The organism is Arthrobacter sp. P1_B3, assembly GCF_056406615.1.
On the sequence record NZ_JBFTZV010000017.1, the window covers coordinates 1 to 23,542 of the forward strand.

The window sequence follows — 23,542 nt, forward strand, 5'->3', positions numbered from 1 at the left end:
CATCTGCTAGACCGTCGTCGGCGCCGACCGCCGGGCCCTCCACCCGCCTTGGATCATCCATGGCACACTCCCTTCTCCTGTCAGGAGAAGGGAGAATCTCACGCCGCGACTATGCCGACCAGACACTGCAAGAAACCGGCCCTGAACAGGCCAGTCACCCGAAAATCGGCATAATCCCAACATCGGCATAAGCGATCAACGGCCTCATCGAACTCCACCGCCGCGTTGCCCGCGGCTTCCGCAACCGGAAGCACTACCGACTACGCATGCTGCTCATCGGCGGCGGACTGTCCCATCCCCACCTCAGGTAGGAAGAGCCATTTAGCTACCTTTCTACCCCCGGCTGCTACCTAGTTGGACATGTTCCCTCACGTCCCGCACCATCCCGGGGGAGCCTCGTTCAGCCTGGTTCCTGAACGGCCCCATGAGCCCCTGCTGCTGAGGCGTTGTGAGCCTCGCCACCGACGTGCCCTCTTGGGGGTTGCCGTTAGCCGGTGGCGGGTTGCTCGCCTAGAATTGGGGGAGATGTACGGACTTCGAAGCGCTTGATTTCGGGTTGCGTAGGAGACGAAACACGGAACAGAGCGGCTGCGATTGCGCCAGTGGTCAGCTCGCAACAGGAGGATTCCAGCATGGCTGAGCACAATGATGGCAACCGTGGCGGCAAGGCCCACGACAACTCTGGCGGACGCAGTTCCGGTGGAGCCCCTTTCCGCGGCACGAGCAACTCGGGCGGCGATCCTCGCGGGTTCCGTTCCAGGGAAGACCGTGACCGTAAGCCGTATGGTGAGCGTGCTCCGCGTGAGGGCGGGGATCAGCGTGGGTTCGGCGGTAGTGAACGTAAGCCGTATTCCGGCGGTGAGCGTAAGCCGTATGGTGAGCGTGCTCCGCGTGAGGGTGGGGGACAGCGCAGCTTCGGTGGCGATAGCCGCCCGTCCTATGGCGACCGTAAGCCGTATGGTGAGCGGACTCCGCGTGAGGGCGGGGATCAGCGTGGGTTCGGCGGTAGCGAACGTAAGCCGTATTCCGGCGGTGAGCGTAAGCCGTATGGTGATCGTGCTCCGCGTGAGGGTGGGGGACAGCGCAGCTTTGGTGGCGATAGCCGCCCGTCCTATGGTGACCGTAAGCCGTATAGCGGCGGTGGCGATCGTGACCGCAAGCCGTACGGCGATCGTGCTCCGCGTGAAGGCGGGGGACAGCGCAGCTTCGGCGGCGATAGCCGCCCGACCTATGGCGACCGCAAGCCGTACAGCGGTGGCGATAGCCGCCCGTCCTATGGCGACCGTAAGCCGTATAGCGGCGGTGGAGATCGTGACCGCAAGCCGTATGGTGATCGTGCTCCGCATGAGGGTGGGGGACAGCGCAGCTTTGGTGGCGATAGCCGCCCGACCTATGGCGACCGAAAGCCGTATAGCGGCGGTGGCGATCGTGACCGCAAGCCGTATGGTGATCGTGCTCCGCGTGAAGGCGGGGGACAGCGCAGCTTCGGCGGCGGCGACCGTGACCGTGACCGCAAGCCTTATGGCAGCGGCGACAACCGCAAGCCGTTCGGCAACCGCGAGGACCGTCCGGCACGGAGCTTCGACCGTGGCGACTCAGGCCCGCGCCAGTACGGGCGGGACCGTCCGGAAGACCGTCCGGTACGCGTGCCCAATGCCCGCGATCTCCGCAGCGCCAACCGTCCCGACCGGGAACGTTCACCCCAGATCGACGAGGACGTCACGGGCAAGGAACTTGACCGTGCCACCCAGCACCAGATCAAGACCCTCGAAGGCACCAGCGCCGAATGGGTGGCCCGCCACCTCGTCATGGCGGGACGGCTTCTGGACGAAGAACCTGAGCTTGCCTTCCAGCATGCCCTGGCAGCCAGCCGCCGCGGCGGACGCCTTGCGTCCGTCCGCGAAGCTGTCGGCCTGACCGCCTATGCGGCCGGCCACTATGGTGAAGCCCTCCGGGAATTCCGCACCTACCGACGGATCAGCGGCTCCAACATGCACCTGCCGGTCATGGCCGACTGCGAGCGGGGCCTTGGCCGCCCGGACCGCGCCCTGGACATGGCCCGGTCCGACGAAGCCAAGGATCTGGACGCCCCCGGCAAGGTGGAGCTGGCTATCGTGGCAGCCGGGGCCCGCACGGACCTCGGGCAGTTCGACGCCGCGGTTTCCGAACTGGAAATTCCGCTGCTGGACATTAACCGCGCCTTTTCCTACAGCCCGCGACTGTTCCGCGCCTACGCTGACGCACTGACGGCTGCCGGCCGCGCTGCCGAGGCCGACAAGTGGCAGCGGCAGGCCGTCGTGGCCGAAAACGCACTCGGACTCGGGGCTGACGAAGACCCTGACATCATCGATCTCGGCTGGGACGAGGAAGAAGAGGCCCGCGAGGAGAACCGGCAGCGCAGGCTCCGCGAGCAGGAGAATGCCGACATGCACGGCGGAACCGAAGAGCGCGCGCCGCGTGCCGCCGGCGCTGCTGTCGCGGCAGAAGCCACCGGCACCGCAGCCGGAGCGGCCGGCCTGAACGCGATCGACGGCAGCGCGAGCGACAACAGTTCCATCGACGACAATGCCATTGACGACAGCAGCGACGACGCCGAAGCCGACTACTTCGAGTCCGACGACGCCGAGTCCGACCAGGATTCGGTCGAAGCCGACGTGCTCGATGAAGCCGACACCGAAGCCGACACCGAAGCCGACACCGAAGCTGAAGATGACGCCGACGGGGAACGGAACGCTGAAGCGGATCAGGAACTCGTCGACGACTCAGAGCCTGCCCAGCGTGAACGTGTGGAGGACTAACCGCATGACGGATACTGCGCTGATCTCCACCTTTGATGCCCTGCTCGCCGACCTCGACGGCGTTGTCTATGCCGGCCCCCATGCCATCCCCGGGGCCGTCGAGTCGCTGCGCCGGCTCGCCGGTGTAGGCGTCGGCCTGGGCTACGTCACCAACAACGCATCCCGTTCTCCGGCGCAGGTAGCGCAACACCTTCGCGATCTCGGCGCCCCCGCCGAGGACCACCAAGTGGTGAGTTCCTCGCAGGCGGCGGCAGCGCTGCTGGCCTCGCTGCTGCCGGCCGGGGCCCACGTGCTGATCACGGGCAGTGCCGCACTGGCCCAGGAAATTGAGCTGGTCGGTCTGGTTCCCGTCCGCGGCGCGGAGGATGACCCCGTCGCCGTCGTGCAGGGCTTTAGCCCGGACATCGGATGGAAGGACCTCGCCGAGGCGTCGTACGTCGTCGCCGGCGGCGCCCTCTGGGTGGCGACCAACACTGACTGGTCCATACCTCAGGCGCGCGGAATTGCCCCCGGTAACGGGACGCTCGTGGCAGCCGTGGCCGCCGCGACCGGCAAGAGCCCGATCGTGGCGGGCAAACCCGAGGCGCCGCTGTTCCACACCGCCGCCAAGCGGCTGGCCGCGGACCGGCCGCTCGTCGTCGGTGACCGACTGGACACCGACATCCTCGGCGGCAACAACGCCGGCTTCGCCACGGTGGCTGTGCTGACAGGCGTGGACACCAGGGAATCAATCCTCGCCGCGAAGTCCATGGAACGCCCCGATTTCCTCATCAATGACCTGACCGGCCTGTACGCGCCATACCCGGCCGTGGAGCACGACGCCGGGCGGTTCCGCAGCGGCACGGCCTCGGCGATCGTACGGGGCCAGTCCGTCCACATCAGCGGGGACCCCGCCGACCTCGATTCATGGCGTGCCGCCTGCTCGGCCTGGTGGGCAGCGAACCCCGAGACCACCAGCGCACTGGCTCCGGCCCTCGAGTGGCTCGATCACTAGGCTGGAGACATGACCGAGCCGAACCAGCAGCTAAACCAGGCCCCAATCCAGCCGCCAGCTGTGGCGGAGGCGGAGGCGCCTAGCCCCGCGGCCGACGTCGCGTGGCCGGATCTGCCTTCGCGGCAGCTCCCGGCGGAACCGTCCGGGGACGCGGCATCAGAACAGCAGGCACCAGAACAGCAGGCACACGTCCAGGACGCGGCCGTCAGCGCTGTGCTGGACCGGCTTGCGGCCGTGCGGCAAACGCCCGTTTCCGGGCACGGGGAAGTCTATGCCGACATGCATGATGCCCTGCTGGAGGCCCTGAACGAAGACGTGGCTTCCCACGCCGGCGTGGCGCGCCGTATCCATGCCGCGGGGGACGGGGGATCGTGAGTCGGCTAGACCAGGCGCTCGTCAGCCGGGGGCTCGCCAGGTCCCGGACGCATGCCGCCCGGCTGATTTCCGAGGGCAAGGTGAGCTCCGGAGGCGAGGTCCTCGCCAAGGCGTCACTGCAGGTCCCGGACGATGCCGCGCTGGATGTCATGGCCTCCGCCGAGGACGGCTACGTCAGCCGCGCCGGGCACAAGCTGGCCGGGGCGCTGGATGCCTTTCCCGCCGTCGACGTCGCGGGCAAACGGTGCCTCGACGCCGGTGCCTCGACCGGCGGGTTCACGGATGTGCTGCTTCGGCGCGGAGCCGCCCACGTGGTGGCCGTGGACGTAGGGCACGGCCAAATGGTGCCGGAAATCCGGAATGACTCCCGCGTTGCCGTGCACGAAGGCCTCAACGTGCGGTACATGACGCCCGGGGAAATCGGCGGCCAGTCTGCGTTGACGGTGGCGGATCTGTCCTTCATCTCGCTGACACTCGTGGTGGCGCCGCTGGCGGCCTGCACCGAGCCCGGCGGCGACCTCGTCCTCATGGTCAAACCACAATTCGAGATCGGCAAGGACCGGCTGGGCCGGACCGGCGTGGTCACCTCGGAACGGGAACGCCGGCTCGCCGTGGGCAAGGTGGCTGCCGCCGCCGTGGATGCGGGCCTGGTCTTGTCCGGCCTGGCCCAAAGCCCGCTGCCGGGCCAGGACGGCAATGTCGAATACTTCCTGTGGATAAAACGCGCGATGTCGGAAGTCCCGCCTAAGATCGAGGAGCGGGACGCAGCCGTTGCTGCGTTGCTCGGAACAATCTGGCCGAACCACTAGTACCACCAGAAGGCGGAACCCGATGAGCAGGCGTGTCCTCATCCTTGCCCACACAGGGCGCGAGGAGTCCCTCAAGGCTGCCTGGGAAGCGTGCGCCCTGTTGCATGAATCCGGGCTGGTCCCTGTGCTGCAGGAGAACGAGCTCGGGGACATGGTCCGCTTCTTCGGCCGGCTCGACCACCCCGTCGAGGTCCTTCACGACCACGTGAAGCTGCCCGAGGTAGAACTCGTCATGGTGCTGGGCGGGGACGGCACCATCCTCCGCGCTGCCGAGCTCGTCCGCGAAGTCGACGTGCCGCTGCTCGGGGTCAACCTCGGCCACGTGGGGTTCCTGGCAGAGAGCGAGCGGGCCGACCTCGCCCAGACCGTCGAGTGGATCGCCAGCCGTGACTACACGGTGGAGGAGCGCATGACGATCGACGTCCAGGTCTGGGTCCGCGGTCAGAAGATCTGGCACACGTGGGCCCTCAACGAGGCCGCGATCGAAAAGGGCAACCGGGAACGGATGCTGGAGGTGGTCACGGAAGTCGACGAACGCCCCCTGACCTCATTCGGGTGCGACGGCGTAGTCCTGGCCACGCCCACAGGCTCCACGGCCTACGCGTTTTCCGCCGGCGGTCCTGTGGTGTGGCCCGAGGTCGAGGCCCTGCTGATCGTGCCGATCAGTGCCCATGCCCTCTTCGCGAAGCCGCTCGTGGTCTCGCCCCGGTCCAGGCTTGCGGTCGAGATCCTGAACCGGACCGATGCCCAGGGCGTCCTCTGGTGCGACGGCCGCCGCTCGGTGGATCTGCCGCCCGGCGCGCGCGTCGAAGTGACCCGCTCCGCGACGCCCGTGCGGCTGGCCAGGACGCACCAGACCCCCTTCTCAGGCAGGCTGGTGCGCAAATTCGAGCTCCCGATCCAGGGCTGGCGCGGCCCCATGCCGCAGGCCGAGGTCATCCACACCGGACCCATCCCGATAATTCGCACGCCCCGTCCCATGCCGCCGCTGCCCTTGCCGGGCCACACGGATCCCGGTGACACCCCCGATCCCTCGACTGCGAAGTGAACCATGCTTGAAGAACTGCGTATCCGCGATCTCGGCGTCATCACCGACGCCATCCTGCCGCTGGGCCCGGGCCTCAGCGTGGTGACCGGTGAAACCGGTGCCGGCAAGACCATGGTGGTCACCGCCGTCGGCCTGCTTCTGGGTGCCAGGTCCGACGCCGGTGCCGTCCGCAGCGGTGCGAAGAGCGCTTCCGCGGAGGCGGTGTTGAAGCTCGACGCCGGCCACGCCGCCGTCGCGCGGTCCCGCGAGGCCGGCGCGGAGGTTGAGGAGTTCGACGGCGGCGTGGAACTGCTGCTTGCCCGCAGCGTCGGAGCCGACGGCCGCAGCCGTGCCTACCTGGGCGGACGCGCCGCGCCGGTCGGGGTGCTGGCCGAAATCGGCGAAACCCTCGTGGTGGTGCACGGGCAGTCGGACCAGATCCGGCTCAAGAGCCCGGTGGCGCAACGCGGCGCCCTGGACAAATTCGCTGGCGAGAGCCTCGCGGGCACGCTTGCCGCCTACCAGGACCTCTACACCCACTGGCACGCCAGCCAGGGCGAACTGGACGCCCTGCGCAGCGCCGCCCGTGAACGCCTCCGCGAGGCCGAGTCGCTGCAGGTTGCCCTGGCCGAGATCGACGCCGTGGACCCGCAGCCGGGGGAGGACGATGCCCTCAAGGCCGAGGCCGTGAAACTGGCCAACGTCGAGGAACTGCGGATCGCAGCCAGCACCGCCCACCAGGCGCTCATCGCGGAGGACTTCGGCGAAGAAGCCGACGCCACCACCCTGGTGGATGCCGCCAAGCGCACCCTGGAGCACGTTGCCGAACACGACGAGGAGCTGGGGTCCGCCGCGGCGCGCCTGGCCGAGGTCGGCTTCCTGCTCAACGACATCGCCGCGGAACTCGCCAGCTACCAGGCCGCCCTGGACACGGAGGGCCCGGAACGGCTCGCCGAGATCGAGGACCGCCGGGCCGCGCTGGCCAAGCTGGTGCGCAAGTACGCGCCAAGCATCGACGAGGTGCTGGTCTGGGCCGAGGCCGCCCGCGCCCGGCACGAGGAACTGCAGGACGACTCCACCCGGATCGAATCGCTGGACGCCGAGGTTGCCCGGGCCGAAGCCGAGCTTCGGAAGAAGGCCGCCGCGATCAGCAAAGCGCGCACGAAGGCCGCCAAGGATCTCTCCGCACGGGTCAGTGCAGAGCTGACCGCGCTGGCCATGGCAGACGCCACCCTGGTGATCAACGTGGAATCCGCGGGCCAGCTGGGACCGTTCGGGGCCGATGAGATCTCGTTCCTGCTCCAGCCGCACTCCGGCGCGCCGGCCCGGCCGCTGGGCAAGGGCGCCTCGGGCGGTGAACTCTCCCGAGTCATGCTCGCCATCGAAGTAGTGCTGGCCGCCGTCGATCCCGTCCCGACGTTCGTCTTCGACGAGGTCGACGCCGGCGTGGGTGGCCGTGCCGCCGTCGAGATAGGGCGCCGGCTGGCGATGCTGGCCCAGCACGTCCAGGTCCTCGTGGTGACCCACCTGCCGCAGGTGGCCGCGTTCGCGAACCAGCACATCAGGGTCACCAAGACCTCCGTGCGGGGCGCTGACGGCGCTACGGCCACGGGCTTCACCTCCAGCGACGTGCAGCTGCTGGACGAGGCCGAACGCGTCCGCGAGCTGGCCCGCATGCTGGCGGGCCAGGAGGACTCGGAATCAGCGCAGGCCCACGCCCAGGAGCTGCTGGACGACGCCAAACTCCTGCCGCAAATCTAGGCGGGCCGCCGGGGACCTCCGCAAGGATTCCCGCCGGGACCGCTGCTAGGACAACAATCACATTGGGATCCCGCCAAGGAGCCCGTGGAAGGCCGAATTGATGATAAGCTCAAACCCCGTGGTGCAGCGATCAAACTCTCGTGTAAATTCCCGGTTTCCGGGCTCGTCCAAGACGACCAAACACATCTTCGTCACCGGTGGTGTAGCGTCCTCGCTCGGTAAGGGACTGACGGCTTCGAGCCTCGGCCACCTCCTGCGGGCACGTGGTCTGTCTGTAACAATGCAAAAGCTCGATCCCTATCTGAACGTGGATCCGGGCACGATGAACCCCTTCCAGCACGGCGAAGTCTTCGTCACTGACGACGGCGCCGAAACGGACCTGGACATCGGCCACTATGAGCGCTTCCTCGATGAAAACCTCGAAGGATCGGCCAACGTCACAACCGGCCAGGTCTACTCGACCGTCATCGCCAAGGAACGCCGCGGCGAATACCTCGGCGACACCGTCCAGGTCATCCCGCACATCACCGATGAGATCAAGCGGCGCATGCGGCTTCCCGCCGAGGGCAAGAACGCCCCGGACGTCATCATCACCGAAATCGGCGGCACGGTGGGCGACATTGAGTCCCAGCCGTTCCTGGAATCCGCACGACAGGTCCGCCAGGACATCGGCCGCGGAAATGTCTTCTTCCTCCACGTGTCCCTCGTGCCGTACATCGGCCCGTCGCAGGAGCTGAAGACCAAGCCGACGCAGCACTCCGTTGCCGCGCTGCGCTCCATCGGCATCCAGCCGGAGGCAATCGTGATCCGTTCGGACCGCGAAGTCCCGCAGCCGATGCGCGACAAGATCGGCCGCATGTGCGACGTTGACATCGACGCCGTGATCGGCTGCCCGGACGCACCGAGCATCTACGACATCCCGAAGACCCTGCACTCCCAGGGCCTGGATTCGTACATCGTCCGCGCCCTGGACCTGCCGTTCAAGGATGTGGACTGGACCAGCTGGGACAAGCTGCTCGACGCCGTCCACAACCCGAAGCACGAAGTTGAGATCGCGCTCGTGGGCAAGTACATCGACCTGCCGGACGCCTACCTGTCCGTCACGGAGGCCCTGCGCGCCGGCGGCTTCGCCAACGACACCAAGGTCAAGATCCGCTGGGTCCCCTCGGACGAATGCGAAACCCGCGAGGGTGCCGTGCAGTCCCTGGCCGGCGTCGACGCCATCTGCGTTCCGGGCGGCTTCGGCATTCGCGGCCTCGAAGGCAAGCTCGGCGCCCTGAAGTACGCCCGCGAAACCAAGCTCCCGGTCCTGGGCCTGTGCCTGGGCCTGCAGTGCATGGTGATCGAGTACGCCCGCAACGTGGTCGGCCTCGAGGGAGCGTCTTCGTCCGAGTTCGAGCCGGATTCCAAGTACCCCGTCATCGCCACGATGGAAGAGCAGTTGGACATCGTCGACGGCAAGGGCGACCTCGGCGGCACCATGCGCCTGGGCCTGTACGAAGCCAAGCTTGACGAAGGCTCCGTCGTCGCCGAGACCTACGGCACCACAAAGGTCAGCGAACGGCACCGCCACCGCTACGAGGTCAACAACAAGTACCGCGATCAGATTGCCGCCAAGGGCCTGTCGTTCTCTGGAACGTCGCCCGATGGCAAGCTGGTCGAGTTCGTGGAACTTCCCCGCGACGTGCACCCGTACTACGTGGCCACGCAGGCGCACCCCGAGCTCAGCTCCCGGCCCACGCGCCCGCACCCCCTGTTCGCGGGCCTGATCGAAGCTGCCCTTGGGCATCAGCGGGCCGCCAACGGCGTGCCTGCGGCCAGTGCAAAGGCCGATGCCCCGGCTGCTGCGCCCAAGCCCTCGTCGGCAGCAGTGTCCAAGTAATTTCCAACTGAATCAAAGGACGGCGCGATGCCCGGTATGTCTGAGACCCCCAATGCTGCACGGCAGGTTTCGGATGAGCCGAGCCCGCGCCGTCTTTTGTCTTCCCGGAAGGTTTACGAAGGCAGGATCTGGGACGTTGTCAGCGACAGTTTCCAGCTCAATGACGACGGCGACACCCTGGTCCGGGACTACATCGACCATCCCGGCGCGGTGGCCATACTTCCCATGAACGACGCCGGCGACGTGCTGCTGCTCCGGCAGTACCGGCACCCCGTCGGCATGGACCTCTGGGAGATCCCCGCCGGGCTGCTGGACGTCGAAGGGGAGGACTTCGTCATCGGCGCCGCCCGCGAACTGGCCGAGGAAGCGGACCTCGTGGCGGAGCGCTGGAACGTGCTGGCGGACTTCTTCAACTCCCCGGGATCCTCCAGCGAAGCCATCCGCATCTACCTGGCCCGCGGGCTGAGCGAGGTGCCGGGACATGAGCGGCACGTCCGCACCGACGAGGAAGCCGAAATCGAACTGCACTGGACCCCGCTGGACGAGGCTGTGCAGGCGGTGCTTGATGGCCGCCTGCACAACCCGTCCGCTGTCGTCGGCGTGCTGGCCGCTGCCGCCGCCCGCGCCGACAACTTCGAGAGCCTCCGCCCGGCCGACGCGCCCTGGCCCGCCCATCCCAGCCAGCGCCAATGACCGATGCGCTGATTGCCGAGCCTCCGGCCCCCGCGCAACTTCAGGCCCCCGCGCCGGCGGAGGCAGCCGCTCCCGAACGCCCGCCCATCCGGCCGCTCACAGCGATCGACCGCGCCATAACTGACTATCTGCAGCACATGGGCGTGGAACGGGGGCTCGCGGCCAACACCCTCTCCGCCTACCGGCGGGACCTGGCCCGGTACGCCAGGCACCTCGCCAGCACAGGCCGGGAACGCCCCGCCGAGATCACCCGGCACGACGTCACCGGCTTCGTCCAGGCCCTCTCCGACGGGTCCGACGGCGGCTCTGCCCTGGGCATCCGCTCGGCAGCCCGGACGGTAGTGGCCGTCCGCGGACTCCACAAGTTCTGGGCCCTCGAAGGCGTCACTCCCGCCGATCCGGCCAGTGACGTCCACCCGCCCATGCCCGGTAAGCGGCTGCCCAAGGCCATCAGCGTCGACGAGGTCACCCGGATCCTGGAGGCGGCCGGCACGGATACGGCCACCGGCCTGCGCGACCGCGCGCTGCTCGAGTTCCTCTATTCCACCGGTGCCCGCATCAGCGAAGCCGTGGGCCTGGATGTGGACGACATCTCCCTGCACACGCCCGAACAGGCCGGCGAAAGCGACGGCCCGGCGATCGTCAGGCTGTTCGGCAAGGGCTCAAAGGAACGTCTCGTGCCGCTCGGATCCTACGGAGCTCGCGCCCTCGACGCCTACCTTGTCCGCGGCCGGCCCCTGCTGGCCGCCAAGGGCAAGGGCACCCCTGCCTTGTTCCTCAACGCCCGCGGCGGCAGGATCAGCCGGCAAAGCGCCTGGACCATTTTGAAGGCGGCGGCGGACAAGGCCAACATCACCAAAGACGTTTCGCCGCACACCCTGCGGCACTCCTTCGCCACCCACCTGCTTGAGGGTGGCGCCGATGTCCGGGTGGTCCAGGAACTGCTGGGGCACGCCTCGGTGACCACCACGCAGGTCTACACCCAGGTGACGGCCGATACGCTGCGGGAGATCTACGCCGCAGCGCATCCGCGCGCCCTGGGTTAAATCCGCGCCGCGGCACGCCTGCGGCCGGGCACCGACGGCCCCGGGGGCTGGCGCTAGGGTGGATTCATGAACTCGACAGCTGTCACTCTGTGCTTCCTGCTACGCGACGGAGCTGCCGGCACGCAGGTCCTCCTCGGTACGAAGAAGACCGGGTTCGGTGTCGGAAAGATCGTGGGGCTCGGCGGGCACGTGGAACCGGGGGAGTCCGACGCCGAGGCTGCCTGCCGCGAAGTCTTTGAGGAAGCCGGAATCGTGGTCATAGAGGACGACCTCCGCGTTGCCGGGCTGATCGAATTCGTCTTTCCCGCACGGCCGGAATGGAACATGTCCACCAGCCTTTTCACCACGCGCCGCTGGAGTGGCGAACCCGTCGAAAGCCAGGAAATGATCCCGGAATGGTTCCAGGTCGCGTCCCTGCCGTTGGCGCGCATGTGGCAGGATGCCGAGCACTGGCTGCCGCTGGCATTGGGGGAAGGCACTGTGGAAGCCGTCATCACCCTGAACGACGACAACGAGACCGTGGCCTCCGCGGAATATTCTTTGCGGGGCGTGTAACCCCGGGCCGGCGGCCGGAAACAATACAGTTATCCAGCAGTTTCGGACACAACATACTTGGGGGATGCGTGCTTTCGGAGCGCGAATTGGCATTTATCGCCATTCACAAAGACAGTTACCCACTGGTCTACAAATTTGTGCGGCGGCGGGTTGAATCAGCCGAGCTGGCGGAGGAACTCGCCGCCGATGTTTTCCGGGTGGTGTGGCAGAAATGGGATGACGCACCGCGGACGGATACAGCGTGGCTTCTGACGGTGGCCCGCAACCTGATCGGGAACGCGTACCGTAGCCGGGACCGGCAGCAGGCGCTGCAGGACAAGCTGCGCTCCGCGGCCGTTGTCCGGTTCGGTGACGGCTCGGACAACGTGGCGGTCCAGGACGCCCTGGCCGGTTTGCGGGAGAAGGACCGGGACATTCTCCAGCTCGCCTACTGGGATGAATTGAGTATCGCTGACATCGCGGGCGTGCTGCACTGCAGCGAGTCCGCCGCCAAGGTCCGGCTGCACCGGGCCCGGGCCGCTTTTCGCAAGCAAATGCCGGTCAGTGCTGACACGATGACACAGAAGATGGGTGCCTGAGATGGATCCGATCAAGAACATGATTTCCGCGACGGACCCCGTGCACAACGATCCGTCCGTGCCCGACGGCGAGGCAGCACTGCGCCGGATGCTCGCCGAATCCGGCGAGTTTAGAGATCGCCTGCCGCGCAATGTCGTCTCCCTGGCGGACCGGAAGCACCGGCGGGCCAGGCTGGGCGGTGTGCTGACCCTGGCAGCGGCGGCCGTCACCGCCGGCGTCCTGGTGGCAACGAACCTGGGGGCACTCACCACCGACCCGGAGCCGGCCAGCACCGTTGCTCCCACGGCCGTTGCCTCCCCGACGGCTTCAGCGACCGCCTCGGCGAGCGTGACGCCGTCGCCGACACCAACGGCAACATCCGCTCCGGCTGTCTGGACTACCTTCACTGACACGACTGGCCAGGCCACGTTTGAACTCCCCGCGAGCTGGACCGTGTCCCAGGCGCCGCAATCGATCGACGGGGGCGCCTACAACACCGTCGTGGTGAAGAATTCCACCGGCAAGACGATGTCAACCCTCAGCCTGGTCTACGACGGAACGGGAGGACCCGTCTGCGCGGATCCCAAGCCGTTCTCCACCCTTGACTCAGTCATTGTCGACATTCCGCAAAAGGCGCAGAAACTCAAGGAAATGCCCCGGGGCCCGTCCGGGTTTGTCTTTCGGATCGTCCAGGGAGACAAAATCTATGGTTCCATGGCCCTCAATGACGCAGAGCTGGCTCCGGGTACCACGACGTGCGGGCTGTACAACAGCATCTTGGGCCCGGACAACATGCCCTTCGCACACTTCGGCGATACCATGTGGCTCAAGCCCGACGGCGAGGAGGCCGCACTGGCCTTCGACAGCGTTGCGGAGGCCACGGCTTACATGCAGACGCAGGATTACCAGGACACTAAGCGCATGCTGATTTCCTTGGCACTGCATCCGGTCAATGTGGCTGCCGCCGGACGCTTCGTCAGTAAGGACGGGAGCGTTAGTTTCGAACTCCCCGCGGGCTGGACCGCGAAAGACGAGCCAGCAGGCACTCCAGATTTTCCGGCAACCGGCGTGGGTGTGTTCGATGAGTCCAGCAAGCGCGTGGCGAGACTCTACTACGGCTTGGGCGGTGGGCTGGGAGGCGGCTGCGGTCCGGAAAAATACACGGCCACTGAGCTCGACTCCGCACCGTCGTCGCTCAGCTCCGATTGGGCGGTCGCGGCGCAGGTCCGGTTTTCCTACCGCGTACTCGACCAGACATCGGTAGGGAAGGGCTTCAGTTACCAGGTTGGCCTGGTGGACAAGTCCAGCGGCCAGCTCATGAACAGCTGCCTCATGTATTCGGTGGTCAGCGGCGCACCGAGGGGTTCGCTGACCTTCGCCGACAGGGACTCGAAGAGTCTTGACGAACCGGTGTTCCAGAGCATGGCCGAGGCCAAGGCCTACATGGGGACACCCGAGTACACAAAACTAAAGAGCATGATTCGCAGCCTGAAATTGCCGGCACAAGGATAGCGAAATGCGGTGGGCCGGTCACCCGTAGGGGTGACCGGCACCCGTCAGACCGATCAGCCTGGACGAACCGTTTGACGGGCTCGGCGGCTGCCGCCAGAACCCGGTTCCCTACAGTGTCCTGGACTCGGTGGAGCTGGCGTTGCCGTACAACACTGCCGCGGCTGACACCATCACGCCCCGCTTTGCCTTCCGCGCCCTCCAGGAACCGGGCCGCGTCACCGCTTCGTACGGCATCGCGGGCAGAGTAGCGGGCAAGGACGGAAAGTCCTGCATGTTCTACAACGTGGTCAGTGGTCCGGCAGAGTCGCCTTTCTATTACTTTGCCGACGCCGTCCAGGTCAACAGCGGTGGTTCCGAGCAGACCGGAAACCGTAAGGGCGCCAAGACGTTCCCCTCGCTGGAAGCGGCAAGGGCCTACATGCAGACCCCGGAGTACGTGAACGCGAAGCGCATGATCACGTCGCTGAAAATCAAGGCCAGCTAGGCACAACGCCGCAGGCAGGAGAAAGCGGGCAGAAAAAAACGCGGGCAGACAACGCGGACCGGCCACCTTTGGGGGGTGACCGGTCCGTGTTTTCTGCCCGCGTTTTTTCTGCAGGAGTCCCTGCTACGCCAGGTGTCGCTCCTCGACGCCGTTGTACTCGCTCAACGGACGGATCAGGGAGTTCGCATCCAGCTGCTCCATGATGTGCGCCGTCCAGCCGGTGATGCGGCTGGCGACGAACAGGGGAGTGAAGGTGGCGGTGTCGAAGCCCATGAGGTGGTACGTGGGGCCGGTCGGATAGTCGAGGTTCGGCTTGATCCCCTTCGCCTCGTCCATCGCGGTCTCGAGCCCGTTGTAGAGGCCCAGCAGCTCGGGCCGGCCATAATGGGCGATCATCTTGTCCAGCGCGGACTTCATGGTGGGCACGCGGGAGTCGCCGTGCTTGTAGACGCGGTGGCCGAAGCCCATGACCTTCTTCTTGTGGGCCAGGGCGTTTTCCATCCAGGCTTTGGCCCGGACGTGAGCGTCCTCCAGTGATTCCTCGGGCCTGATGCCGATCTCGTCAAAGGTGTGCATGACGGCCTCGTTGGCGCCGCCGTGCAGCGCGCCCTTGAGGGCGCCGATGGCCCCGGTCACGGCCGAGTGCAGGTCCGAGAGCGTGGAGGTGATCACGCGGGCAGTGAAGGTGGAGGCATTGAAGGAGTGCTCGGCGTACAAAATCATTGAGACGTTGAAAGCGTCGACTACCTCGGGGACGGCCTCCTCGCCGAAGGTCATCCAGAGGAAGTTGGCGTCGTAGCCCAGATCCTCGCGGGGCTCCACGAGGTCCTGGCCGTGACGGCGGCGCTGGTCGTAGGCCACGACGGCGGGCATCGCGGCGAACAGGTCAACGGCCTTGGCCAGGTTGGCCTCGCGCGAGGAATCCTCCGCCAGGGGGTGCCGGGCGCCGATGACCGACGTGGCGGTCCGGCATACATCCATGGGGTGCGCGGTGGTGGGCAGCGCGTCGATCACCTGTTTGACAACCGGATCCAGGGCGCGGCCGGCACGTTCCCTGGCAGTGAACTCCGCCAACTGGTCCGTGGTGGGCAGCTCGCCGTTCCACAAAAGGTAGGCGACCTCCTCGAAGCTGCACTTGGCGGCCAGCTCCTGCACGGGGTAGCCGCGGTACAGCAGCGAGTTGGTGTCCGGGTTGACCTTGGAGACCGCGGTGTAGTCAACCACGACGCCGGCGAGGCCCTTTTTGATGTCCTGTTCAGCCATGCTGAAACTCCTTTGTTCCTAACGCTTGTATACCGGCATATGCCGGAGGTTCTATGCGGGGCTTACTTACCGGGGATCTGGAAATTGAAAACTCCGGTATCGAAACGGTTATAAGCCTCGTAATCAACGAGATCGTACAAACGCGCACGGGTCAGCATGCTTCCAACCTGTGCCTCCTGGGTTCCGTCGGCCTTAATCGATTCCAGAGTACGCTCCGCAGCGCCCATGGCACTACGGAGCAGCGTGACCGGATAAATCACCATATTGACCCCGACGCCGGCCAGCTCCTCCACGGTGAACAGGGCACTCTGCCCGAATTCGGTCATGTTGGCAAGGATCGGGACGTCGACGGCGTCGCGGATGGCCTGGAACTCGCTCAGGTCCTTCATCGCCTCGGGGAAAATCGCGTCCGCACCGGCCTCGACCAGGGCCCGGGCGCGCTCCTGCGTGGCCTGCAGGCCGTCTGTGGCGCGGATGTCGGTCCGGGCCATGATCAGGAAGTTCGGGTCACGCCGGGCGTCGGCCGCAGCCCGGATCCGCTTGGTGGCGGTGTCCAGGTCCACAACGTTCTTGCCGTCGAGGTGGCCGCAGCGCTTGGGGTTGAACTGGTCCTCGATGTGGCAGCCGGCCAGGCCGGCGTTCTCGAGCTCCTGGACCGAGCGGGCCACGTTCATGGGCTCGCCAAAACCGGTGTCAGCGTCGACGATTGCCGGCAGGTCCGTCATCCGGGCGATCTGCCCGGCGCGGGTGGCGACCTCGGTGAGGGTGGTCAGCCCGATGTCCGGCAGGCCGAGGTCGTTGGCGAGGACGGCACCGGAAATGTACACCCCGGCGAAGCCCTTCTCCTCGATCAGCCGCGCCGAGAGCGGGTTGAACGCGCCGGGGAACTGGGCGATGGTGCCGGAGGCGAGGAGTTCGCGGAACCGGATCCGCTTCTGCTCCGGCGTGACCTTCGAATACAACATTAGAAGAGTCCCTTCGGGGCGGCGGCGAGGTCGATCACGCCGTCGGCCGCCCGGATGTTCAGCTGGTCCAGCTCGCCGGCGGCGAGCTCGGGGAGCCGGGCAGCAGCGGCGAGGAAGCGCTCGATCTCCTCGTCGGCCACAAGGCCGGCGGCGAGGGTGCGGAACTTGTTGACGTACTGCTCCCGTGCGAACGGGCGGGCGCCCAGCGGGTGGGCATCGGCGACCGCGATGTCATCGGTGATGACGGTACCGTCCTTGAGCGTGATCTCCACGGTGCCGCCGAAGGCCTTCTCGGCGATGTCCAGGGAGTGGTAGCGCCGGGTCCATTCCGGGTCCTCGACCGTAGTGACCTTGTGCCAGAGTTCCACGGTGTCGGGGCGGGCGGCGCGTTCCGGGGCGTAGGAGTCCACGTGGTGCCAGGTGCCGTCCTGCAGGGCGACGGTGAAGATGTACGGGATCGAGTGGTCCAGCGTCTCGCGGCTGGCCGTGGGATCGTACTTCTGCGGGTCGTTGGCGCCGGAGCCGATCACGTAGTGGGTGTGGTGGCTGGTCTTGATCAGCACGGATTCGACGTTGGCAGGGTCCGTGACTTCGGGGTGTTCGCCGTTGAGCTTGCGGGCGAGGTCGATCCACGCCTGGGCCTGGTATTCGGCGGAGTGTTCCTTGGTGTAGGTGTCCATAATGGCCCGCTTGGCCTCGCCAGCTTCGGGCAGCGGCACGGTGTAGGAAGCGTCCGGGCCGTCCAGCATCCAGGCGATCACGCCGTCTTCGCCTTCGTAGATCGGCACCGGGGAGGTCTGGCCGCGCATCGCGCGGTCAGCGGATTCGACGGCCATCTTGCCGGCGAACGCGGGGGCGTGGGCTTTCCAGGTGGAGATTTCGCCCTTGCGGGACTGCCGCGTGGCGGTGGTTGTGTGCAGGCCCTGGCCGACGGACTGGAAGATGGTCTCGACGTCGAGTCCCAGCAGGGTGCCGATGCCGGCCGCGGCGGAGGGGCCGAGGTGCGCCACGTGGTCGATCTTGTGCTTGTGCAGGCAGATGGCCTTGACCAGGTTGACCTGGATCTCGTAGCCGGTGGCGATGCCGCGGATCAGGTCCTGGCCGCTGGAACCGACGTGCTGCGCGACGGCCAGGATCGGGGGGATGTTGTCGCCCGGGTGCGAGTAGTCCGCGGCCAGGAAAGTGTCGTGGTAGTCGAGTTCGCGGACCGCGACGCCGTTGGCCCAGGCAGCCCATTCGGGGGAGACGCGTTCCTCGATGCCGAAGACCTTCGAGCCCTTGCCGCCGGTGCTGGGGCCGTGAGTGAGGGCCTGGGCCCGGGCAGCGACGATCGGGGCACGGTTCAGCGACGCGATCGCCACCGAGGCGTTGTCGATGATCCGGTTGATCACCATGTCGGTGACCTCATCGGTGACATCCACGGGATCCGCGGCGACCTTGGCGATCTTGTAGGCGAGCTGGTCCTCGCGGCCCAGGTTTTCCTCGCTCTTGTAAACGCGGACGTGGTGTTCCTTAACCATGGTGCTCCTTTTGCTGAGGTGTATGAGTGGCTTTGACGTGTGAGAGGCTGCGGTGCAGGTGAAGCGTAGTGGCGGCCTCGGCCAGCCGCGGGTTGCCTGCGGCGATCGCCTCGGCGATGGCGGCGTGCTCTGCGGCGGCGGCGGTGAGCCGTGCGGCGTCGTCGGCGGCCAGGCGCCGGACGCGCACGAGGTGGACGCGCAGGCTGCGCATGGCCTGGACGAGGTAGGCGTTGGAGATTGCGGCGTCAATGGCCGCGTCGAGCCGCCCGACCAGCCCGTAGTAGTCGTGCAGAGCCGGATCCTGACCGCCGATCAGTTCCGGTGCCTGGAGCAGTTCGCGCCGGAGCTGTTCGAAGGTTGCGGGGTCTCCGCGCTCGGCGGCCAGGGCTGCTGCCCTGCCTTCGAGGGTTTCGCGCAGTTCGAACAGTTCGTCGATGTCGTCCAGGGAAATGTCGGTCACGACGACGCCGCGGCCGCCCGCCGTCGTCGTCAGGCCCTCGGCCGTGAGCCGGCTCAGGGCCTCCCGCAGCGGGGTGCGGGAGATGCCGAGGCGCTCCGACTGCTCCACTTCCGCGAGCACGGTTCCGGGCAGGAGGCGCCATTCGATGATGTCGTCGCGCAGGGCCGCGTAGGCCTTGTCGCTGGCGCGCATCCTGCCTCCTTCGGTGGTGGCTCCGTAACGGTGGAACATCAACAGTGTATACACGCGGGGTCGCTTTGCCCAGCAATTGCGGTCCGTGGGGTGGAAATTGATGAGCTGTGTATACAGAAGCCCTTGTAACGCCGGTCCGCCCCGGTTTACCATGGGCTACATCACAACGTCGTGGACAGGATGTAAGTCATGGTCACCAAGAGCTACCAGGCCGCCTACGAGCGGAGCCTGGATCACCCCGCGGAGTTCTGGCTGGAGGCCGCGGACGGGATCTCCTGGCAGACGCCACCGCGGCAGGCCCTCGATCCGGGCCGGGCACCGCTCTACGACTGGTTTCCGGACGGTGTCCTGAACACTACCTACAACGCCCTCGACCGGCACGTTGCCCAGGGCCGGGGTGCGCAGGACGCCCTGGTCTACGATTCCGCGATGTTGGGCATCCAGCAGAGCTACACGTATGCGGAACTGACGGACCTCGTGGCCCGGTTCGCCGGTGTCCTGCGCCGCAGCGGCGTCGGCAAGGGCGACCGCGTGGTGATCTACATGCCGATGATCCCCGAGGCCGTGATCGCGATGCTGGCCACCGCACGGCTCGGCGCCGTGCACTCGGTGGTCTTCGGCGGCTTCGCCCCCAAGGAACTTGCCGCCCGCATCCGCGACGCTGCCCCTGCGGCGGTGGTGACGGCGTCCGGCGGCATCGAGCCATCGCGCCGGATCGAATACCTTCCCGCCGTCGCCGAGGCCCTCGGCATCGCCGGCGCCCCGGACATCCCGGTGCTGGTCAAAGCCAGGGAAGGCTTCGCGTCCACCATGGCCTCCATGGCGGCCGAACAGCCCGGGTGGCTCGATTGGGACGCCGAGATGGCCACCGCCGAGCCTGCCGCGCCGGTGGATGTCACGGCCACGGATCCGCTGTACATCCTCTACACCTCGGGCACCACCGGGGCGCCGAAGGGCGTGGTGCGGGACAACGGCGGCCATGCCGTGGCCCTGAAGTGGACCATGGAAAACATCTACGACGTCGGCCCCGGGGACGTCATGTGGACCGCCTCGGACGTCGGCTGGGTGGTGGGCCACTCCTACATTGTGTACGGGCCGCTGCTGGCCGGCGCCACCACGGTGCTGTACGAAGGTAAGCCGGTGGGGACACCGGACGCCGGCGCGTTCTGGCGGGTCATCGAGGACCATAAGGTCAACGTGCTGTTCACCGCGCCCACCGCGCTGCGCGCCATCCGAAAAGCCGACCCTGAGGGCCAGCTCCTGGACAAGTACGACATTTCCAGCCTGCGGACCCTGTTCGCGGCCGGCGAGCGGCTGGACACAGACACCTTCCACTGGGCCTCCAGGGTCCTCGGCGTTCCGGTGGTCGACCACTGGTGGCAGACGGAGACGGGCTGGGCCATCTGCGCCAACCCCCGCGGCCTCGACGGTCTGCCGATTAAGGCCGGTTCACCGAGCGTCCCGATGCCCGGCTTCCGGCTCAACATCGTCGACGGCGGGGGCGGGGACGTCGAGGCCGGCACGGAAGGGAACATCGTCCTGGGCCTTCCGCTGCCCCCGGGCACCCTGACCACGCTGTGGCGCAACGACGAACGCTACATTTCCTCCTACCTGCAGGCGTTCGAAGGCTACTACGCCACCGGCGACTCCGGCTACCGGGACGAGGACGGCTATGTCTTTGTCATGGGCCGAACCGATGACATCATCAACGTCGCCGGACACCGGCTCTCCACCGGCGCCATGGAACAGGTGATCGGCCAGCACCCGGCGGTCGCCGAATGCGCGGTGATCGGCCTCGCCGACCCGCTCAAGGGCCAGCGTCCCAGCGGCTACGTGGTCCTCAAATCCGGTGTGGACATTCCCGAGGACCTTCTGGCCAAGGACCTGATTGCCCTGGTCCGGCGCGACATCGGGGCCGTGGCGGACTTCAAGCACGTCACCGTGGTCGACGCCCTGCCCAAGACCCGTTCCGGAAAGATCCTGCGCAAGACCATGCGCCAGATCGCCGACGGCGAGACCTACGTGGTGCCGTCCACGATCGAGGATGCCGGCGTGATCGACCGGCTGCTCGTAGCCCTGCGCCCCGGCCCGCCGTCGAGATGACACTTGGCGGCAGTGTTTCCGGGAATCATTGCCGCCAAGTGCCATGTCGATGACAGGAACCGCGGGGGAGCGGTGAAGCTTAGGGCCGCGGCCGTAACCAGCGGTATTCGTTCTCCGGCCGGCCGGGGGCGCCGTAGCGTGCGGCGCGGGAGACCGTTCCGGCATCGGCGAGGTACTCGAGGTAGCGCCGGGCGGTGACCCGGGACATGCCGAGCGCCTCCATGACTTCGCTGGCCGAGACCGCCCCGTCCTGCTCTTTGATGTAGTCCTGGACGGATTCCAGCGTGGATACGGCCAGGCCCTTGGGCAGCGACACTTCGGACGGGGCACGCAGGCTGGCGAAGGCCTGGTCCACATCGCTTTGGGACGCCCGGGCCCCCGCGACTCCGGTCACAGGGGAGGCCAGCTGCTCGCGGAATTGCCGGTAACTGGCGAGTTTGTCCGCAAACGTTGCGTAGGTGAACGGCTTGATCAGGTATTGGACCACGCCGGTGGCCACAGCACTGCGGACGATATTCAGTTCCCGCACGGCGGTGATGGCGATGATGTCCGCGAAGAGCCCGGCCGCCCGCATCCGGCGTGCGATGTCCAGCCCGTGCAGGTCCGGGAGGTTCATGTCCAGCAGTACCAGCTCCACCGGATTGCCCGCCGCCGCGAAATCCGTGAGCAGGCGCAGCGCGGACTGCCCGTCCGGCGCGGAGCCGGCCAGGGTGAAACCGTCCAGCCGTTCAATGTAGGCGGCGTGCGCCGCGGCGGCGATGGGCTCGTCTTCGACGACGAGCACCCTGATCTCGCTCATGGCTGTCCCTCTGTTGTGACCGGCAGCGTTGTGACCGGCAGCGTGACGCGGAAGAGCGCCCCGGCCGGGCTGGTGATTGTCATGGTACCGCCCAGCCGCTGCACTGCCTGGCGGACCAGGGCCAGCCCGAGGCCACGTCCGAAAGGTCCCGGTGTCTTGGTGCTGAAGCCGTGACGGAAGATGTCGTCCACGGCCGAGGGGTCGATTCCCGGGCCGCTGTCTTCCACGGTGATCTCCAGCGCGGACCCGGTGGACTCGACGGTCAGCTCCACGAGCCTGGGCGCCGGCGCCTCGGCCGCGGCGTCGATGGCGTTGTCCAGCAGGTTTCCAAGGATGGCTACGAGATCCTGCACGGCCAGTCCGGTCACCGACGTGGAGCCGCCTGCGTTCAGGATCAGTTCGACGCCGCGCTCGTGCGCTTCGGCGGCCTTGCCCATGATCAGGGCGCCGAGCACCGGTTCCTCGATGGAGCTGACAATGTCATCCGTCAGACTCTGGCTGAGTTCCAGATCCTTCGTGGCGAAGTCCAGCGCCTCGGGGGTACGCCCCAGTTCCATGAGCGAGACGATCGTGTGGAGCCGGTTGGCATGTTCATGCGTCTGTGCCCGCAGGGCGTCGGAGAGCGTGTGCATGGTTTCGAGTTCGCTGCCCAGGGATTCGATTTCGGTGCGGTCCCGGATGGTGGCCACAGTGCCGTAAACATGGGCGCCGGAAGCCGCTCCCCGCTGGCGGGCTCCGGCCGATGCGGGTCCGACCGCCGGGCCTTGGTTGACCACCAGGATCCGTGAGCCGGTCAGGTGGATCTCGTCGTGCGCGGTACGCCCGGATTCGAAGAGTTCCTTAAGGCTGGGTGCCAGCGGCAACTCCGCGAGGGAGGGCGCCTCCGGGCGCCTGCCGTCTGGCGCGCCGGGGGCATGCGTGCCGGCAGCGGCGTCGGAGGCCTGCTTCTTCAGCCCCAGCAGTTCGGCGGCCTGATCGTTGTACATCACCACTTTGCCCTTGGGGTCGATGAGGATCACGCCCTCACGCACCGAGTGAAGCACCGATTCGTAGTACGCGAAGAGCTGGCCCAGTTGCTCCGGGCCCCAGCCGCGGGTCACCCGGCGCAGGTAGCGCCCGAGCAGCCAGGACGCCACGGAACCGCCTACCAGCAGCGCCAGAGCGATGGCCAGCAGCGCCGGCAGCCTGCCGGAGACTGCCACGTCCACGGTCCGGACGGTCACGCCAGCGGCCACGAGTGCCCGGACCTTGCCGTCCGCATCCTTGACAGGGGCGATGGTGCGCACCGAGGGGCCGAGGGTGCCGGCCGTGACCTCCGTGAACACCTGGCCATTGAGGGCCGCATCGATCGAACCGATATACGGCTTGCCCAGTTCCTCATCGCGCGGATGGGTCCACCGCGTGCGGTCCGGGGCCATGATCGTGACGAAATCGGCGTCGGCATCCTTCATGATTTTGAGGGCATACGGCTGGAGCAGGGCCGTGGGGTCGGTGGCGCCCGCCGCCTCGAGGACGAAGGGGGCGTCGGCCACCGTCGTGGCTATGCCGGCCATCCGGCGGCCGGCCTCGTCGTAGGCGTGGTCGCGCGCGTCGACGAACGTGGCCGTGCCGACGATGGCCGTCAGGGCCACCACGAACAGCAGTTGGGCCACAAACAGCCTGCGGGCGATGCTCCAGCGCTGGATCATCAACACCTTCCATGACCAATATGAACGCAAGGGTGATGCGCGTCACCTTGTCATCAAT

The 23,542-nt window shown here is 67.1% G+C and carries 20 protein-coding genes; 14 read left to right on the forward strand and 6 right to left on the reverse strand.

Going from position 1 to position 23,542, the window contains the following annotated elements; genetic code table 11:
* Positions 1 to 1,646: 1,646 nt before the first annotated feature.
* The 13 genes from AC1D2F_RS16485 to AC1D2F_RS16545 all read left to right on the forward strand — a co-directional run bounded on the left by AC1D2F_RS16485 (position 1,647) and on the right by AC1D2F_RS16545 (position 14,494).
* Positions 1,647 to 2,798: a tetratricopeptide repeat protein gene (locus AC1D2F_RS16485; RefSeq protein WP_364743792.1), complete on the forward strand. Its 1,152-nt coding sequence runs from the start codon at positions 1,647 to 1,649 to the stop codon at positions 2,796 to 2,798.
* A 4-nt stretch (positions 2,799 to 2,802) separates the two neighbouring features.
* Entirely contained in the window at positions 2,803 to 3,792 is a 990-nt protein-coding gene (locus AC1D2F_RS16490) for an HAD-IIA family hydrolase (RefSeq protein WP_229992509.1), read from the forward strand.
* Between the two features lie 9 nt (positions 3,793 to 3,801).
* On the forward strand, positions 3,802 to 4,167 hold the full coding sequence (locus AC1D2F_RS16495; protein ID WP_229992510.1) for a hypothetical protein: 366 nt from the start codon (positions 3,802 to 3,804) through the stop codon (positions 4,165 to 4,167).
* Positions 4,164 to 4,976: a TlyA family RNA methyltransferase gene (locus AC1D2F_RS16500; RefSeq protein WP_229992512.1), complete on the forward strand. Its 813-nt coding sequence runs from the start codon at positions 4,164 to 4,166 to the stop codon at positions 4,974 to 4,976. The genes AC1D2F_RS16495 and AC1D2F_RS16500 overlap by 4 nt, the downstream gene beginning before the upstream one ends.
* A 22-nt stretch (positions 4,977 to 4,998) precedes the next feature.
* The gene (locus AC1D2F_RS16505; protein WP_229992513.1) at positions 4,999 to 6,024 is read left to right on the forward strand and encodes an NAD kinase; all 1,026 of its coding nucleotides are present in this window, start codon (positions 4,999 to 5,001) and stop codon (positions 6,022 to 6,024) included.
* Between the two features lie 3 nt (positions 6,025 to 6,027).
* A complete protein-coding gene (gene recN, locus AC1D2F_RS16510; protein WP_476967212.1) occupies positions 6,028 to 7,764 on the forward strand; it encodes a DNA repair protein RecN in 1,737 nt (578 codons plus the stop codon).
* 100 nt (positions 7,765 to 7,864) lie between these two features.
* Positions 7,865 to 9,646: a CTP synthase gene (locus tag AC1D2F_RS16515; RefSeq protein ID WP_476967213.1), complete on the forward strand. Its 1,782-nt coding sequence runs from the start codon at positions 7,865 to 7,867 to the stop codon at positions 9,644 to 9,646.
* 27 nt (positions 9,647 to 9,673) lie between these two features.
* On the forward strand, positions 9,674 to 10,339 hold the full coding sequence (locus tag AC1D2F_RS16520) for an NUDIX domain-containing protein (RefSeq protein ID WP_229992516.1): 666 nt from the start codon (positions 9,674 to 9,676) through the stop codon (positions 10,337 to 10,339).
* Positions 10,336 to 11,385 (forward strand): site-specific tyrosine recombinase XerD, encoded by a 1,050-nt coding sequence (gene xerD / locus AC1D2F_RS16525; protein WP_290369319.1) that lies wholly within the window; start codon positions 10,336 to 10,338, stop codon positions 11,383 to 11,385. The genes AC1D2F_RS16520 and xerD overlap by 4 nt, the downstream gene beginning before the upstream one ends.
* A 66-nt stretch (positions 11,386 to 11,451) precedes the next feature.
* Positions 11,452 to 11,940: an 8-oxo-dGTP diphosphatase gene (locus AC1D2F_RS16530; protein ID WP_229992517.1), complete on the forward strand. Its 489-nt coding sequence runs from the start codon at positions 11,452 to 11,454 to the stop codon at positions 11,938 to 11,940.
* Positions 11,941 to 12,026: 86 nt separating this feature from the next.
* Positions 12,027 to 12,518 carry an RNA polymerase sigma factor gene (locus AC1D2F_RS16535; RefSeq protein WP_229992518.1) on the forward strand — a complete coding sequence of 164 codons (492 nt, stop codon included), beginning with the start codon at positions 12,027 to 12,029 and terminating at the stop codon, positions 12,516 to 12,518.
* The gene (locus tag AC1D2F_RS16540) at positions 12,511 to 14,010 is read left to right on the forward strand and encodes a hypothetical protein (protein WP_476967214.1); all 1,500 of its coding nucleotides are present in this window, start codon (positions 12,511 to 12,513) and stop codon (positions 14,008 to 14,010) included. Before AC1D2F_RS16535 ends, AC1D2F_RS16540 begins: the two co-directional genes overlap by 8 nt.
* 139 nt (positions 14,011 to 14,149) lie before the next feature.
* On the forward strand, positions 14,150 to 14,494 hold the full coding sequence (locus tag AC1D2F_RS16545; RefSeq protein WP_229992520.1) for a hypothetical protein: 345 nt from the start codon (positions 14,150 to 14,152) through the stop codon (positions 14,492 to 14,494).
* A gap of 123 nt (positions 14,495 to 14,617) precedes the next feature.
* Here the strand turns inward: AC1D2F_RS16545 and AC1D2F_RS16550 are convergent, their stop codons facing one another.
* From AC1D2F_RS16550 to AC1D2F_RS16565, 4 genes are all read right to left on the reverse strand, one after another.
* Positions 14,618 to 15,757, reverse strand: coding sequence for a bifunctional 2-methylcitrate synthase/citrate synthase (locus tag AC1D2F_RS16550; protein ID WP_229992521.1), 1,140 nt, complete (start codon positions 15,755 to 15,757; stop codon positions 14,618 to 14,620).
* Between the two features lie 62 nt (positions 15,758 to 15,819).
* Positions 15,820 to 16,722: a methylisocitrate lyase gene (gene prpB / locus AC1D2F_RS16555; protein ID WP_229992522.1), complete on the reverse strand. Its 903-nt coding sequence runs from the start codon at positions 16,720 to 16,722 to the stop codon at positions 15,820 to 15,822.
* Complete coding sequence (locus AC1D2F_RS16560) at positions 16,722 to 18,242, reverse strand: MmgE/PrpD family protein (protein WP_229992523.1); 1,521 nt, start codon at positions 18,240 to 18,242, stop codon at positions 16,722 to 16,724. The genes prpB and AC1D2F_RS16560 overlap by 1 nt, the downstream gene beginning before the upstream one ends.
* Positions 18,235 to 18,894, reverse strand: coding sequence for a GntR family transcriptional regulator (locus tag AC1D2F_RS16565; RefSeq protein WP_091564429.1), 660 nt, complete (start codon positions 18,892 to 18,894; stop codon positions 18,235 to 18,237). The genes AC1D2F_RS16560 and AC1D2F_RS16565 overlap by 8 nt, the downstream gene beginning before the upstream one ends.
* 189 nt (positions 18,895 to 19,083) lie before the next feature.
* On the opposite strand from AC1D2F_RS16565, the gene AC1D2F_RS16570 reads away from it, so the two are divergent.
* Positions 19,084 to 20,997, forward strand: a complete 1,914-nt coding sequence (locus AC1D2F_RS16570) for an AMP-binding protein (RefSeq protein ID WP_476967215.1) — start codon at positions 19,084 to 19,086, stop codon at positions 20,995 to 20,997.
* Positions 20,998 to 21,076: 79 nt separating this feature from the next.
* On the opposite strand, the gene AC1D2F_RS16575 is transcribed toward AC1D2F_RS16570, so the two are convergent.
* Positions 21,077 to 21,796, reverse strand: coding sequence for a response regulator (locus AC1D2F_RS16575; RefSeq protein WP_229992525.1), 720 nt, complete (start codon positions 21,794 to 21,796; stop codon positions 21,077 to 21,079).
* Positions 21,793 to 23,484 (reverse strand): sensor histidine kinase, encoded by a 1,692-nt coding sequence (locus tag AC1D2F_RS16580; protein ID WP_229992526.1) that lies wholly within the window; start codon positions 23,482 to 23,484, stop codon positions 21,793 to 21,795. The genes AC1D2F_RS16575 and AC1D2F_RS16580 overlap by 4 nt, the downstream gene beginning before the upstream one ends.
* Positions 23,485 to 23,542 lie beyond the last annotated feature (58 nt).

Coding starts and splice junctions, on each gene's coding strand:
- AC1D2F_RS16490 (WP_229992509.1), top strand. CDS start 2,803: ATGACGGATACTGCGCTGATCTCCACCTTTGATGCCCTGCTCGCCGAC.
- AC1D2F_RS16495 (WP_229992510.1), top strand. CDS start 3,802: ATGACCGAGCCGAACCAGCAGCTAAACCAGGCCCCAATCCAGCCGCCA.
- AC1D2F_RS16505 (WP_229992513.1), top strand. CDS start 4,999: ATGAGCAGGCGTGTCCTCATCCTTGCCCACACAGGGCGCGAGGAGTCC.
- recN (WP_476967212.1), top strand. CDS start 6,028: ATGCTTGAAGAACTGCGTATCCGCGATCTCGGCGTCATCACCGACGCC.
- AC1D2F_RS16515 (WP_476967213.1), top strand. CDS start 7,865: ATGATAAGCTCAAACCCCGTGGTGCAGCGATCAAACTCTCGTGTAAAT.
- AC1D2F_RS16520 (WP_229992516.1), top strand. CDS start 9,674: ATGCCCGGTATGTCTGAGACCCCCAATGCTGCACGGCAGGTTTCGGAT.
- xerD (WP_290369319.1), top strand. CDS start 10,336: ATGACCGATGCGCTGATTGCCGAGCCTCCGGCCCCCGCGCAACTTCAG.
- AC1D2F_RS16530 (WP_229992517.1), top strand. CDS start 11,452: ATGAACTCGACAGCTGTCACTCTGTGCTTCCTGCTACGCGACGGAGCT.
- AC1D2F_RS16550 (WP_229992521.1), bottom strand. CDS start 15,757: ATGGCTGAACAGGACATCAAAAAGGGCCTCGCCGGCGTCGTGGTTGAC.
- prpB (WP_229992522.1), bottom strand. CDS start 16,722: ATGTTGTATTCGAAGGTCACGCCGGAGCAGAAGCGGATCCGGTTCCGC.
- AC1D2F_RS16560 (WP_229992523.1), bottom strand. CDS start 18,242: ATGGTTAAGGAACACCACGTCCGCGTTTACAAGAGCGAGGAAAACCTG.
- AC1D2F_RS16565 (WP_091564429.1), bottom strand. CDS start 18,894: ATGCGCGCCAGCGACAAGGCCTACGCGGCCCTGCGCGACGACATCATC.
- AC1D2F_RS16570 (WP_476967215.1), top strand. CDS start 19,084: ATGGTCACCAAGAGCTACCAGGCCGCCTACGAGCGGAGCCTGGATCAC.
- AC1D2F_RS16575 (WP_229992525.1), bottom strand. CDS start 21,796: ATGAGCGAGATCAGGGTGCTCGTCGTCGAAGACGAGCCCATCGCCGCC.
- AC1D2F_RS16580 (WP_229992526.1), bottom strand. CDS start 23,484: ATGATCCAGCGCTGGAGCATCGCCCGCAGGCTGTTTGTGGCCCAACTG.